The sequence below is a fragment of the Pseudidiomarina piscicola genome, assembly GCF_902806985.1.
Taxonomy (GTDB): domain Bacteria; phylum Pseudomonadota; class Gammaproteobacteria; order Enterobacterales; family Alteromonadaceae; genus Pseudidiomarina; species Pseudidiomarina piscicola.
In genome coordinates this window covers 546462-560103 of sequence record NZ_CADCXY010000001.1, presented here as the reverse complement: position 1 = coordinate 560103, position 13642 = coordinate 546462, and the positions used below count along the sequence as shown (strand labels likewise).

General features: G+C 48.3%; 12 protein-coding genes. 9 read left to right on the top strand and 3 right to left on the bottom strand.

Translation table 11 applies throughout. The annotated features are described in order from the left end of the window. Positions 1–6 precede the first annotated feature (6 nt). Positions 7–1206, top strand: a complete 1200-nt coding sequence (locus PSI9734_RS02800) for an MFS transporter (RefSeq protein ID WP_173919584.1) — start codon at positions 7–9, stop codon at positions 1204–1206. Here PSI9734_RS02800 and PSI9734_RS02795 read toward each other — a convergent pair. Further along, entirely contained in the window at positions 1199–2116 is a 918-nt protein-coding gene (locus PSI9734_RS02795) for a LysR family transcriptional regulator (protein WP_173919583.1), read from the bottom strand. The two genes, PSI9734_RS02800 and PSI9734_RS02795, sit on opposite strands and share 8 nt — an antisense overlap. Positions 2117–2199: 83 nt before the next feature. On the opposite strand from PSI9734_RS02795, the gene PSI9734_RS02790 reads away from it, so the two are divergent. The 3 genes from PSI9734_RS02790 to PSI9734_RS02780 are packed head-to-tail and all read left to right on the top strand — an operon-like array spanning position 2200 to position 4639. Next, positions 2200–2850: a LysE family translocator gene (locus PSI9734_RS02790; protein ID WP_173919582.1), complete on the top strand. Its 651-nt coding sequence runs from the start codon at positions 2200–2202 to the stop codon at positions 2848–2850. 48 nt (positions 2851–2898) lie between these two features. Next, complete coding sequence (locus tag PSI9734_RS02785) at positions 2899–3783, top strand: 6-carboxytetrahydropterin synthase (RefSeq protein WP_173919581.1); 885 nt, start codon at positions 2899–2901, stop codon at positions 3781–3783. Beyond that, a complete protein-coding gene (locus tag PSI9734_RS02780) occupies positions 3776–4639 on the top strand; it encodes a M23 family metallopeptidase (protein WP_173919580.1) in 864 nt (287 codons plus the stop codon). Before PSI9734_RS02785 ends, PSI9734_RS02780 begins: the two co-directional genes overlap by 8 nt. A gap of 1 nt (position 4640) precedes the next feature. Here PSI9734_RS02780 and PSI9734_RS02775 read toward each other — a convergent pair whose 3' ends face one another. Further along, a complete protein-coding gene (locus PSI9734_RS02775; RefSeq protein WP_173919579.1) occupies positions 4641–6413 on the bottom strand; it encodes a M61 family metallopeptidase in 1773 nt (590 codons plus the stop codon). A 152-nt stretch (positions 6414–6565) separates the two neighbouring features. Here PSI9734_RS02775 and PSI9734_RS02770 point away from each other — a divergent pair, with 152 nt between their 5' ends. From PSI9734_RS02770 to PSI9734_RS02760, 3 genes are read left to right on the top strand one after another with little or no spacing between them, the layout of a single operon-like run. Then, complete coding sequence (locus PSI9734_RS02770; protein ID WP_246194693.1) at positions 6566–7642, top strand: sensor histidine kinase; 1077 nt, start codon at positions 6566–6568, stop codon at positions 7640–7642. Next, complete coding sequence (locus PSI9734_RS02765; protein WP_173919578.1) at positions 7642–8469, top strand: LytR/AlgR family response regulator transcription factor; 828 nt, start codon at positions 7642–7644, stop codon at positions 8467–8469. The genes PSI9734_RS02770 and PSI9734_RS02765 overlap by 1 nt, the downstream gene beginning before the upstream one ends. Before the next feature lie 41 nt (positions 8470–8510). Further along, on the top strand, positions 8511–9377 hold the full coding sequence (locus PSI9734_RS02760; RefSeq protein WP_173919577.1) for a DUF6279 family lipoprotein: 867 nt from the start codon (positions 8511–8513) through the stop codon (positions 9375–9377). Here PSI9734_RS02760 and pyk read toward each other — a convergent pair. Next, positions 9361–10797 (bottom strand): pyruvate kinase, encoded by a 1437-nt coding sequence (gene pyk / locus PSI9734_RS02755; RefSeq protein WP_173919576.1) that lies wholly within the window; start codon positions 10795–10797, stop codon positions 9361–9363. The genes PSI9734_RS02760 and pyk overlap by 17 nt on opposite strands. Before the next feature lie 156 nt (positions 10798–10953). Here pyk and PSI9734_RS02750 point away from each other — a divergent pair, with 156 nt between their 5' ends. Together PSI9734_RS02750 and PSI9734_RS02745 are read left to right on the top strand one after the other, a co-directional pair. Continuing rightward, positions 10954–12399, top strand: coding sequence for a glyceraldehyde-3-phosphate dehydrogenase (locus PSI9734_RS02750; RefSeq protein WP_173919575.1), 1446 nt, complete (start codon positions 10954–10956; stop codon positions 12397–12399). Between the two features lie 71 nt (positions 12400–12470). Beyond that, positions 12471–13601, top strand: a complete 1131-nt coding sequence (locus PSI9734_RS02745) for a M14 family metallopeptidase (RefSeq protein WP_173919574.1) — start codon at positions 12471–12473, stop codon at positions 13599–13601. The last annotated feature ends 41 nt before the right edge of the window (positions 13602–13642 follow it).

Genomic DNA, 13642 nt, shown 5'->3' with positions numbered 1-13642 from the left:
CACGCCATGTTTAAGCAGTATTTTCGGTTGCTGTGCCGGCATCCAAGGTTTTTGGCGTTTGGTTTTCTAGCGACCTTCTTTTCCAGCTTCGGGCAAACCTTTTTATTAGGTTTGTTTACCGATGCATTTCGCTCTGCGCATTCATTAACCCATGGCGAGTATGGCGCGGTTTATGCGGCAGCGACCTTTGTAGGTGGATTGCTGCTGATGCGCGTAGGCAAGCAACTGGATAAAGTTAGCTTGGCCAAGTTTACCAGTTTCACTTTTTGCGGTATCGCGCTTTCGGCATTATTGATCACTTGGTCAGCGCATTTGGCGGCTCTGGTGCTGGGGTTGGCTGGGCTAAGGTTGTTTGGGCAAGGCTTTATGGGCCACATCGCGATGACCAGTATGGGGCGTTACTTTACCAACCAAAGAGGTAAAGCGGTGGCCTTTGCCGGTATGGGCTTCCCCCTTGGCGAATTGCTGTTACCGGTGGTGTCAGTGGCGCTTGTTGCAAGTTTTAATTGGCAGCACACATGGTGGCTGTTCGCGCTGTTCTTAGTCATGGCGTTGCCCTTGATGCTATGGCTGCAACTAGCGAAACCCGAGCTAGACGAGGAGCCTGCCTCGGCGTCTGAAACGTCGGCGTTAGAGGTTGTGGTGCGACAACGCGATCTACTGCGACAGGCTAAGTTCTGGACGGTTTTACCAGCTTTGCTAGGGCTTCCATTTGTGGTCACGGCGCTATTGTTGAATCAAATGTGGCTGGCAGAGCAACATGCTTGGTCTGTGGCCGCCACCGCCAGCGCAATTATGATTTTTTCATTGAGTCGGGTGACCGTTTCGGTGTTTGCCGGCGATTGGATTGATCGCCTGGGGTCACGTCAGTTTATTGGGTTGAATATTGTCCCAGTAAGTTTGGGGACGCTTATTTTAGCCGGAGACTTTGGCGTTTGGGCTTGGTGGCTGTTCCTTGGCTTAGCCGGCGTAAGTGCAGGCATTAACTCGGCGTTATCTGGAACCTTATGGGCGGAACTTTACGGAACTAAGTACCTGGCAACAGTTCGCGCCCTAGTGCACGCAATGATGGTTTTTTCGACAGCCTTGGCACCTTTCATTATGGGCATGCTGATTGATAGTGGCTGGTCGGCCTCGGCGATTCTTTTGGTGTTTTGCCTTATACTCGTTGCGGCTTGGCTCAATGCGCGTCGTCTTCCTAAGTAGTGGCCGTTAGGCTTTGTTGGATACGATTACTCAGCCACTTGCTAAAGGCAACGACAGCAACTGGATGACGCTCACGGGCTTTTAAGCAGTAATAAACGGCTGACTTGCTCTTTACACTGCTTTTTGCATGCAGTGTCCACTGTGCAAATTGTGGGTGCTGGGCATAGAGGGTATTGATCAAGCTTAAACCTGGAAAACTATTCAGCAAATCGAGCCCGATACTGGCTTTGGGCACACTTAACAACGGATACGCCTGACTGAGTTTTTGCTGTTGTTTTACAAAGGTTTGCCACACTGAGCTGGCTGGGTTGGCATACCAGTGCCCCGGTATGGCGGGGGCAGCTGCCGAGGTGGTCATCGACGGCGAGCTAATGGGGCAGTAATGCGGTTGGTATAAAAGTTCTTGCTGTAAACTGCGATCTTTCAATTTACCTGCCACTAACGCAATATCAATTTGCCCATGCTGTAAACGCTGGGTAAGCTCTGCAGCTTGTAAGTCTTGCTCATCTTCTGGATAGGTATCTAATTGCACGCGAATGTGTGGATAGATCGCCGAGAAGTCGGCCAGCCGTGATGCCAACCACCAACGCAAAAAGGTATCGGGGACCAGAACCCGCAATGTGGTAAGCTCTTCATCGCCACAGCTGCGAGCTTGTTCCACGCTTTGCTCGAGCTGTCGAAAGAGATTTAGTAAAGTGGGGGCCAGCAGTTCTCCAGCGGGCGTTAACGCATGAACGCGGTTGTCGCGATGAAAGAGCGGGGTGCCGAGTTGTTGCTCTAAGGTTTGAATATGCCTTGTGATAGCCGATTGTGACAGCTCCAGCTGCTGCGCAGCATGCTTAAACGAGGGTGCATTAGCGGCAACGGCAAACACACGCAGGGCATTCAGCGAGTAATTTTTTAAGCTCAAAACTGTCACCTTTAGGTCGTTTCTGGTTTGCTAATAAGTAAATCTGTATTGCATAAATTTAAACATAAAAGAGTTCCTAAGCAATGTATTTACGCGAATTTATCGAAATCGCCATTTTGCATTTTTTGGCGGTCGCCTCGCCCGGGCCCGACTTTGCGGTCACCGCACGCTATAGCCTCGCCTATGGTCGGCGTATTGGCCGTTGGGTGGCGGTAGGCATTGGTACGGGTATCTTGGTTCATGTCGCTTATTCACTGTTAGGTGTCACCTTGATTATTCACCGCTATCAGTGGGTGTATGCCACACTATTGTTGTTAGGCGCCTTATATTTAGGCTGGATAGGCAGCCAAGCTATTCGGGCTCGGCCGCGCGCAGAGCAACCGAATGCTGCAGCTGCCGCGGGCGAATTATCACGGCTTAAAGGGTTCCGGATCGGCTTTATTACCAATGGCCTAAATGTTAAAGCCACACTGTTTTTCATGGCCCTATTTACCGCTGTCATTAACCCAGCAACGCCTACGTTGATTAAAGTGGGTTATGGTTTTTACCTTGCAGTGGCGACGGGTCTTTGGTTTGTCCTGTTGGCCACCTTATTAACGATTCCGGCGTTTTACCAACGCATTTGGGCTTATGGTCACTGGCTGGATCGGGTTATGGGCGTCTTTTTAATCGTGTTATGTGGCAAACTAATAATTGATTGGTTTGCGGTAATTCAAGTTCTTCTAAACGGCTGATGATGCTATCATTGCCCGCGTTATAGTTAGCTTCCGATAGAGATTTTTATGCAGTTATTTGTAAACGATCTGACCGTTATTGATTTTTCTTATTTGTGCCCTGAACGAGGAATCGTTGGGGAGAGTTGGATCGTGGATATCGTACTCGATGGTAGTTTAAATGAGCAATCAATGGTGCTCGACTTTGGTCTAGTGAAAAAGCAAATCAAGCGCATTATCGATGATGCGGTCGACCACAAGCTAGCGGTACCTGCCAATCACAGCTACACCGTGGTTACACATGACGAAAGCGATAGCAGCTATTGGGTCGATTTCATGCGCCCGGAAAATGCTTCGATTCATCTCTTCTGTCCGTCAGATGCCTTTGCTTTTATTGATGCAGAGCGGGTTACCATGGCATCGGTGATGGGCTACTTACGAGCGGTGATAAAACGCGAGCTACCAGTGAATGTTGCCGGGCTTACGGTTGAACTGCGTGAAGAAGTCATTGATGGTGCGTTTTACCACTACACTCATGGGCTGAAAAAACACGACGGTAACTGCCAGCGTATTGCCCATGGGCATCGTTCACGTATTCAAATTGCCTTAGATAATTCGCGTTCCGAGCAGCTAGAGCAGTTATGGGCTGAACGTTGGCGCGATATTTATTTAGGCTCAGCAGAAGATGTTCTAGAGCTTAGCGATTTACAACGCTCGGAAGCTGCTCAGAAATGCACTGCCACAACTCACATCGGTTACGGTTACGATGCCGATCAAGGTCGTTTTGAGTTGATGGTTCCGCGTGCTGAAAATTACGTTATTGCAACCGACTCAACGGTCGAGTGTATTGCTGATTACCTTGCACATGCCATCGCTAATGAAACCTCAAACGACCAAAAAGTAACAGTGCGTGCTTATGAAGGTGTGGGGAAGGGAGCGATTGGTTATGCTTAAAAAAGTCACGACACAATTGGCATTACTTGGCGCGCTAGTGTGCTGGCTTGCCTTAGTAGCAGCGCCAAAGGCTTTGGCGCTACCAACTGACACAAAGGCTGAGGCCTCGGTTATTGAACTTACAGGGGCGAGAACCTCTGGCGCACTAATGATGGGTAAAACATCACCGGAGAATCAAGTGGCGCTGAATGGCGAGAACTTGGTCGTTTCCGAGCAAGGCATTGTGGTGTTCGGCTTTGACCGCGATAGTCGCGGCACACAACAACTGACGATCACGCAAGCCAACGGTGAGGTGGTCACCGAAACCATTGAATTAGAACCGCGCCAGTATCAAATCGATCGGGTGGAAGGTGTGCCACAGCGCACCGTGACCCCAGATCCTAAGCAAGTTGCACGTGCGCGAAAAGAAGCGGCTGCTGTTTGGCAGGCGCGCCAGACCTTTAGCCAACGTCATGACTTTATGACGCCTGTTATTGAACCGGCGCAAGGCCGCATTAGCGGGGTTTACGGTAGTCAGCGGATCTTCAATGGCGAGCCACGGAATCCACATTTTGGTCTAGATGTTGCAGCCCCAACTGGAACCCCAGTGAAAGTGGTGTGGCCAGGCCGCGTGGTATTTGCCGACGACGACCTGTTCTATTCCGGTGGTACCATAATTGTTGAACATGGCCACGGTATTACTACGACTTATATTCACCTAAGTCGGGTCGATGTAACGCCAGGCGAGCAGCTCGCACAGGGTGATGTGATCGGTGCCATTGGTGCAACGGGAAGGGCAACGGGGCCGCATCTTGATTGGCGCGTCAACTGGCGTAACCTAAGACTTGACCCAGCATTGGTGTTAGAGCACTTCTAAATTAAAGCTTAAGCCAATTTTGTGCGCGTTGCGGTTCAGCCACTGTCAGCACAAAATTGGTTTGCTTAGGCGCTTGCCAGCGCAACTCTAGAGCTAACAGTTGGTCGCGTCTAAAGGCATGAACCGTCACCCGATCGCCAGGTTGATAACGACTAAAGATTTCACGCATTGAGCTATCGGTCGCTTGTAAGTTATCGATAGCAATGATGCGGTCTTGCGCACTTAGCCCCGCTTCATGAGCAGCTTCATCAGCATACACTACTTGTACCTCTAGCCCAGCACTGGATGCCTTTAACTTCGCTCCAAGCGCTACGGGCAGTGGCTCGCTAGCTACCTTGCCGGCAATAGAACTATCGTCCTGTGGTGCTGAGCGTTCTATGGTAATACCCACATGCTGCAACAATGACTCAACGGGAAGGTCTTCTGTCGTGTTGACCGCACGGTCGATAAAAGCACCTACGTGAAGCTGATAGTGCTCGGCAAGAAATTCGCTAAAGCTGGTTTCAGAAGTGCCGCGAAGATCGCGCCCAAACGCTGCCCAATACTTCGCCATCACCTGTGCTAACGATAACTCGTTACGCGTTTCTTGCCGGATCATTAGGTCGAGACACAGCGCGATCAGCGCGCCTTTTGCGTAATAGCTCACAATGGCATTAGGGGCATTTTCGTCTTGCTTATAGAAGCGGTTCCAGGCTTGCAGGCTCGAGTCACCGACGGTTTGACGATCGACACCACTACCACGATAAACCCGAGCTAAGGTCATACCGAGCAATTCTAAATAGGTTTTTGCATCAATCAGGCCAGCTTGATGCACAATGTAGTCATCAAAATAGGAGGTAATACCTTCGTAGAACCAAAGCTGACGTGTGTAGTTCTCACTGTCCAGTTGATAGGGAAGAAACTCTCGTGGTTTGAGGGTTTTGATGTTCCAACTATGAAAGTATTCATGGCTGCAAAGGCTAAGAAAAGTGCGATAGTTCGCATCAATTGCCGCAGGGCTATTCGGGCTTACCAGATCCTTACGACTGCACACTAGCGCCGTTGAGTTACGATGCTCAAGCCCACCAAAACCGCTACCAACAACAATGGTCAAAAATAAGTAGTTGTCGAAGGGCACCTGTTTATCAAAGAGATTGATTTGATGCTCACAAATACGAGCTAGGTCGCCACAAATTCGCTGCGCATCGGCAAAATTACGGCCCGCGGTAACAAAAGAGTGCTTGATTCCGCCAGCAATAAACTCATGAATATCGAGCTCGCCCAGTAGCAATGGATAGTCGATCAGGGCCTCGTAGTTAGGCGCTTCAAATTGCCCCGCGGCAAAGGCCTCTCCACTTTGTCGAGGCATGCCCGTAGCAACATGCCAGTGCTGCAGTTCAACTGGTAGCGCGAGCGTCAATCTGTGAGGTTGTTCAGTGTAGCCGCTTACCGCTAGACACAAACTACTGTTATTGAAAAAGCCGAAGAATTGATCGAGGTAGGCACTACGTACCGAAAGGTCAAACGCGTACACTTGGTAGTAAACTTCGATGGCATGGTCCGTGGCCTCAACCTGCCAGGTTTGCTTATCGGTGGCGGTCACATTAAGAGACTGGCCATTAGCTTGCGCGCGCAAATCCAGAATATTGCGGGCAAAATCGCGGATCATATAGCTACCTGGAATCCATGCTGGCAGCTTGAGTTCAACCTGTTGCCGCTCTTGTGCGGGTATCTTGAGAGTTACGGAAAATTGATGGCCGTTTGGGTCTAACGGGCTAATTTCGTAGTGCAGCACAGTTACCTCGCAGGTTTTAGCTCTAATAATCGAAAATAGTAACACGCAGGAGACACGCTATACAGTGGGTTGGTTGCGACAAATGAACCGACAGTTGCTGAAACTCTAGGTATAATCGTAAGTTGGTAGACAAATTAACGATGATGAGTTTTATGTTAGGACGCTGGAAAGCATTATTAGACGATCGGAACCGTTTCTTCTGGGTGCTACAGGCCGCCGGGTGGTTCGGTTATGCCTTAGTGAGTTACATCGGCTCGCTGATGCACGAAATGCGCGATATTTATGTGTTAATTATCGTACTAGGGGCCTATGCCGGCTTTCTTTTGACGGTGCCGTTACGCTATCTGTATCGCCGTATTTGGGATAGTAAGCCATGGTTGCTGGTGCTAATTGCGTTGGCTGCGGCTTATGTGAGCGCAAGCATTTGGGCTGTGATTGATAACACCACCTACTGGGAAATCTATAAATTTGGTTTCCGCCCAGAGAGCAACTGGTTTTACTTCAAAAACACCACCGCCAAGTTCTACATTATGTTGAGCTGGAGTGGTTTGTATTTCGGTATAAAGTACTATCAGATGCTTCAAGACGAGAAGCAAAAAGCCCTAATGGCGACCTCGATGGCGCACCAAGCCCAGTTAAAGATGTTGCGTTACCAGTTGAATCCGCACTTTTTGTTTAACACGCTAAATGCGATATCAACGCTTATTCTTATTAAAGAGAATGAACTGGCGAATCGGATGATGACGAAACTTAGTTCATTTTTACGTTTCTCACTTGATAACGAGCCAATTAAAAAGATCCCGCTAGCACGTGAAGTTGAAGCCTTGATGTTGTACTTAGATATTGAAAAGGTGCGCTTCGATGAGCGGTTAAAGGTGACTATCGAGCTCGATGACGATGCTGAGCATGCGCTGGTTCCAAGTTTGTTTTTACAACCGTTAATTGAAAATTCCATCAAGTATGCCATCGCGAAAATGGAAGAGGGCGGTGAAATTAATGTACAAGCCAAGCGTGAGCACGAAGAGTTAGTGGTGATCATCGCGGACAATGGGCCAGGCACCAAACAGCCACCGGCAGATCTAGTCAACAAAGGTGGTGTTGGCCTCGCAAATACACGTGATCGCTTGCAGGCCTTGTATGGTAAGCGTTACTCATTTACATTAACAGCTAATGAACCCAGTGGTATGCGTGTAGAGATCCGCATCCCCTTCGAACAGGTTGATGCTTAATGACTAGCAAAATTCGTACCCTTATCGTTGATGACGAGTCCCTTGCGCGACGCGGGCTAACTGTGCGATTGCAAGAGTTCCCACAGGTTGAGCTACTTGACGAATGTCAAAATGCCCGCCAGGCATTAGACAAAATGGTTGAGCTTAAACCTGACCTGGTGTTTCTTGATATTCAAATGCCAGGTATGAATGGCTTTGAATTACTCAGAGAAGTGAAAGCGAGAGGCTTGGAATTACCGGTCGTGGTATTTGTCACCGCTTATGACCAATACGCAATTAAAGCCTTCGAAGTGCGCGCCATCGACTACTTATTGAAGCCAGTAGATCATGATCGATTACAGCAAACGCTCACTCGGGTTGAAAAAAATCTTGCTGAACGTGAACGCGAACAGCAACAGCAACGTATGCTTAATTTATTAGCCGATGCAACGGGTGAAGATTGCGAAGCTATTTTGCGTAAGCTTGCGGAAAATCAAGATATGGGTACCGCGCGCTATCCCGAACACATTGCCATTAAAGAAAGCGGTGAAATAACGCGCGTCGCAATTAATGCCATCGAGTGGGTGGATGCCGCAGGCGATTACATGTGTATTCACGCTAACAATGAAACACATATTCTGCGCCGCACCATGAAAGAACTTGAAGACGAGTTGAATCCGAATAGGTTTCAACGAATCCACCGTTCAGCCATTGTTAACCTTGAACAAATTGAGAAGCTTTGCAGTCGTCAAAATGGCGAATATCACATTATTTTGAAAAACGGCAAAGAACTGAAAGTAAGTCGTAGCTACAAAGAACGTATCAAACGGTTGATATTAACGACCTAAAACGCTTTAAAACACCACTAAGCCCGAGGAGCGAACTAACAATGCTGACGCAATTAGTACGACGAGTTTGCTTACTTCTGTTGGTGATTGTTTTAGGTGGATGTTCCGCACAGTTTGGTTATCGTTTTGCTGATACCTATGTCGAATGGCAATTGGCAAAATATGTCGATCTGTCGGGCTCGCTCGAAGATAACGTTGATAGAAGTATTGACGAACTTCATCAGTGGCATGCGCAAACTCAGTTACCACGTTATCGCGATTTACTGGTAGAGCTAATCGAAGGTATCGACACCGATACCTTGACGGTCAAGCAAGTGGTCGGTTTATCTGAACAGGCCTATGGGTTTTGGACGACCATTCGAAATCAGCTCGAACCTTACGCGTTAACCTATCTACCGCAACTTACCCCAGAACAACGTCAGCAGTTGCTCGAAAACTTACGCGAACGTTTGCAAGAAGAGCGCGAGGACTATCAAGAACGTGACCCTGAAGATGCCAAAAAAGAGCGTTTAGATAAGTTATTTGACCGCGCGAAAGAGTGGTTGGGGCCGTTACAGAAAGAGCAGAGAACTTTATTGCGCCGTTGGTTAGAGCAGCGAGGGAGTTCACGTGAACAGTGGCTGGCGTATCAACAACGTTGGTTAGAGTTGTTCGCGGCAACACTGAATAACCCCGAAGCCGCCGACTATGCTGAGCAAATGAGTCTGCTAATCACACAGCCAGAGCAGCTGCGTAGCGATGAACTAAATCGAATGGTGGCGGCAAATACCCTGTTAACCCAACAATTAAGTGTTGATATCTATTCAACGCTTACCAACGGACAAAAGCAGCACTTACGCAATAAGCTCGAGGGCTATCGAAAGACTCTCGATAGCCTCATAGAGAACTTTGCTACTTCACCTCAATAATTTTACAAGTATTGGTCGAGCCCACTGTTTCCATGACATCACCGTAGGTCATTACCACCAGATCACCGGCGTGAATATGCCCCTGAGCTTTAATCACTGCGATAGCATTGTGACCAAGTTCATCGGTGCGACTTTGGGTGGAATCAAAGTCGACCGGATAGACGCCACGATAAAGCGCACAACGGTTACGGGTATCTTGGTGACGCGATAGGGAGAATATCGGCAAAATAGTGTGAATACGCGACATCAGCTTGGCGGTCGAGCCCGACTCGGTTAAGGCAATGATAGCTTTCACGCCATCTAAGTGGGTTGCAGCGTACATCGAGGTGATGGCCGTTGCCTCTTGGATATTGGTGAAGGTTTCTTCCAGTTCACTGTTGTCGAGTCGTGCTGCCGGATGCGTCTCTGCACCGAGGCAGATTTCCGCCATGGCCTGTACGGTCGCCACCGGGAAATTACCTGCAGCTGTTTCGGCCGACAACATGACCGCATCGGTGCCATCAATGACGGCGTTCGCTACGTCCATCACTTCTGCGCGCGTTGGCATCGGGTTTTCGATCATCGACTCCATCATTTGGGTGGCAGTGATCACAACCTTGTTAAGCTGGCGAGCGCGGGAAATAATTTTTTTCTGTTTACCGACTAACTGGGCATCGCCGATTTCAACTCCAAGGTCACCGCGCGCAACCATCACAGCTTCAGAGGCACGAATAATTTCGTCCAAGGCTTGGTCGGATGCCACAGCTTCTGCCCGTTCAATTTTGGCGCACAACATACCACTGCCATTTGCGGCTCGTAGTAAACGGCGTGCTTCATGCATATCTTCGGCACAACGGGGAAACGATACGGCAAGGTAATCAACGCCAAGCTTAGCTGCGAGCTTGATGTCTTCGTGGTCTTTGTCGGTGAGTGCGCCAGCTGATAGGCCGCCACCGAGACGGTTAATACCTTTATTGTTCGATAAAGTGCCACCGATGGTCACAAAGGTATAAACCTTGCTGTCTTTAACTTCTTGTACCTGAAGACGCACGCGACCGTCATCTAACAGTAAGATATCTCCGGCACTGACATCCTGTGGTAGCTGTTTATAGTCAATTCCGACACTTTTTTGGTCACCAGCAGTTGCATCGAGCGCTGCATCAAGAACAAAGTTATCACCTTGTTCGAGGGTGATAGGGCCATTGGCAAACTTGGCAATACGAATTTTGGGGCCTTGCAGGTCGCCAAGAATTGCGACGTGCGTTCCTAAGCGCTGACAGATGTCACGAACCATACTGGCTCGTTGTTCATGATCTTCAGGTTTGCCATGCGAAAAGTTAAGCCGAACAACGTTAGCGCCGGCTTTTATCAGCGCTTCTAAGACTTCTAGATCGTCCGTAGCAGGACCTAAAGTGGTAACAATTTTAGTACGACGTAACATGTTGAACTCCTCGCAGCGCAAACCATTTTTTAGGGGGCAAATGATACCACGATCCGACTTTGGTTACAGAGTTTCTGGCACTTAAGCGGGGTTTTCAGTACAATAGCGCGCACTTTTTGTTTATCTTCTTTTTCATTGCAACGTAAAGGTAATCGCATGAGTGATCAGCAGCAGGATATGACCCTTCAAAGCTGGCAAGAGCGCCAAGAGTTCGCCGAGTTAATGCAGCCATTAATTGGCCGTCTTTATCGTAACTACGGTGTTGAGATCTTGGTCTATGGCCGTTCTTTGTTAAATGTCGACACCATTAACATCATCAAGGCCCACCGTCTTATCCGTCGTCATGAAGGTGTGAAACTACGTTTACGTGAAAGCTTTCCTTTCATTGAGGCCCTAAGCAAAATGAAGCTTGCGCCAGCACGTGTCGATTTAGGCAAATTAGCGTTCAATTATTTGCATAAAGACGCAGGAAAGGGAGCCTCTGTCACAGATTACTTACATCGTGAATTGGTAGATATCGTTGATAAAGCTGACGAAATTCCAGCGCAAGATGTCGTACTTTACGGGTTTGGCCGCATTGGTCGTTTGCTTGCACGGCTTATGATCGAGCGAAACGGTAGCAATAACAAAATGCGTTTACGCGCAATTGTGGTGCGTGGTGGTCGCGAGGGTGACCTTGAAAAACGTGCCAGCCTGTTACGTCGTGACTCTATTCATGGCCCATTTAATGGTTCAATTACAGTTGACCATGAAAATTCCGCCATTCGTGCCAATGGTACTAGCATTAAAGTTATCTACTCTGATGGCCCCGACCAAGTTGATTACACGCAATACGGTATCAACGATGCTATTGTTATCGACAACACAGGTATCTGGAAAGATGAAGCGGGTCTTGGCTTGCACTTGAAGTCGAAAGGCGTGAAGAAAGTCTTGTTAACCGCACCTTCAAAAGGCGCGATTAAAAACGTTGTTTACGGTGTGAATCACACAGACATTTTAGCCGATGACATGATTGTCAGTGCGGCAAGCTGTACCACTAACGCAATTACCCCGGTACTGAAGGCGATCAATGATCAGTATGGCATCCGCAATGGTCACGTTGAAACAGTGCACTCGTACACCAACGATCAAAACCTGATTGATAACTACCACAAAGCCGAGCGCCGTGGTCGTTCAGCACCGTTGAACATGGTGTTGACGTCAACCGGTGCTGCGAAAGCTGTTGCGAAAGCGCTACCAGAATTAAGCGGTAAGCTTACCGGGAACGCAATTCGCGTGCCAACGCCAAATGTTTCCATGGCGATTATGAACTTGAATTTAGACAAAACAACCAGCAAAGACGAGCTCAATGCATTCTTACGTGAGCAAGCATTGCATTCAGATCTGCAAGCGCAAATCGATTTCACAGCATCAACAGAAATCGTTTCTAGTGACTTGGTAGGTTCGCGCTATGCAGGTGTGGTAGATTCACAAGCAACCATCGTTGAAGATGACCGTGCCGTACTTTATGTTTGGTACGACAACGAGTTCGGCTATAGTTGCCAAGTGGTTCGTGTTGCTGAGCAAATGGCAGGTCAGCAGCTTATGAATCTGCCAAAATAATAAAAAACTCTTTCTCAAAAGCGCCAATAGGCGCTTTTGTTTTGATGACAGCAAGACAATAGGGAAAATCTATGTTTATCACAGCTCAATTCGACAGCGGTAATATTGAAGTCGTAGATGCCAGCAATGAAGATGCAATTGAATTAAAGATTCGCAAAGATCACCAGTCAGACTTTTTCCAATGGTTCCACTTTAAACTTTATGGTGAAATTGGTACCGAACACGTAATGAACATCAGCAATGCCGGTGAATCTGCGTATCCAGCGGGTTGGAAAGACTACTCAGCGGTAGCTTCCTATGACCGTGAAACGTGGTTCCGCGTGCCGACCTCATTCGACGGTAAGCAACTGACCATTCGTCATACCTTAGAACAAGAAAGTGTTTATTTCGCTTATTTCACGCCGTATTCGTACGAGCGTCACCAAGATTTGATCCATTCAGCCCAGCAATCAAGCTTAGTCGAGCATGTATGGTTAGGCTCAACCCTTGATGGCCGTGACATGAACCTGCTAGTGGTAGGTGAGCCCGCAGAGCAAAAGCGCAAGATTTGGGTGACCGCACGGCAACATCCAGGCGAGAGTATGGCTGAATGGTTTATCGAAGGCTTGTTAAGCCGCTTACTAGATGATGAAGACGGTACCGCACGCAAGCTTTTGCAAGAAAACGTGTTTTATGTGGTACCTAACATGAACCCAGATGGCAGCGTACGTGGTCACCTGCGCACAAATGCAGTTGGCACCAATCTTAACCGCGAGTGGGCGGAGCCTTCGTTAGAAAAAAGCCCTGAGGTTTACTACGTGCTCGACGCGATGCAAGAGACCGGTGTTGACCTTTATCTTGATATTCACGGTGACGAAGACTTACCGTATAACTTCCTCGCCGGTTGTGAAGGCGTACCTTGCTATGATGAACGCCACGAGAACCTAGCGAAACAATTTAAGCAAACCTTGTTAGCGATTACGCCAGAATTCCAAGTTGAGCATGGTTATGATGTCGAAGCACCCGGTGAAGCCAACCTTACGGTTGCAAGTAACGCAGTAGCGCAACGCTTCAACTGTTTAGCCTTTACTTTAGAAATGCCATTTAAAGATAATGCCAACCTACCAGACGAAGACTTTGGTTGGTCAGCAAACCGCAGCGCACAATTAGGTGCAGATGTGCTTAGCGCAGTCTATGCTGTTGCAAATAACTTGCGCGATTAAGTCGCGCAAGTTAGCTTTACTAAAACATAACGACAATAAAT

Bases quoted from the DNA above. Each gene is read 5' to 3' on its own strand.
- PSI9734_RS02800 (WP_173919584.1), top strand. From the start codon at position 7: ATGTTTAAGCAGTATTTTCGGTTGCTGTGCCGGCATCCAAGGTTTTTG.
- PSI9734_RS02790 (WP_173919582.1), top strand. From the start codon at position 2,200: ATGTATTTACGCGAATTTATCGAAATCGCCATTTTGCATTTTTTGGCG.
- PSI9734_RS02785 (WP_173919581.1), top strand. From the start codon at position 2,899: ATGCAGTTATTTGTAAACGATCTGACCGTTATTGATTTTTCTTATTTG.
- PSI9734_RS02780 (WP_173919580.1), top strand. From the start codon at position 3,776: ATGCTTAAAAAAGTCACGACACAATTGGCATTACTTGGCGCGCTAGTG.
- PSI9734_RS02770 (WP_246194693.1), top strand. From the start codon at position 6,566: ATGTTAGGACGCTGGAAAGCATTATTAGACGATCGGAACCGTTTCTTC.
- PSI9734_RS02765 (WP_173919578.1), top strand. From the start codon at position 7,642: ATGACTAGCAAAATTCGTACCCTTATCGTTGATGACGAGTCCCTTGCG.
- PSI9734_RS02760 (WP_173919577.1), top strand. From the start codon at position 8,511: ATGCTGACGCAATTAGTACGACGAGTTTGCTTACTTCTGTTGGTGATT.
- pyk (WP_173919576.1), bottom strand. From the start codon at position 10,797: ATGTTACGTCGTACTAAAATTGTTACCACTTTAGGTCCTGCTACGGAC.
- PSI9734_RS02750 (WP_173919575.1), top strand. From the start codon at position 10,954: ATGAGTGATCAGCAGCAGGATATGACCCTTCAAAGCTGGCAAGAGCGC.
- PSI9734_RS02745 (WP_173919574.1), top strand. From the start codon at position 12,471: ATGTTTATCACAGCTCAATTCGACAGCGGTAATATTGAAGTCGTAGAT.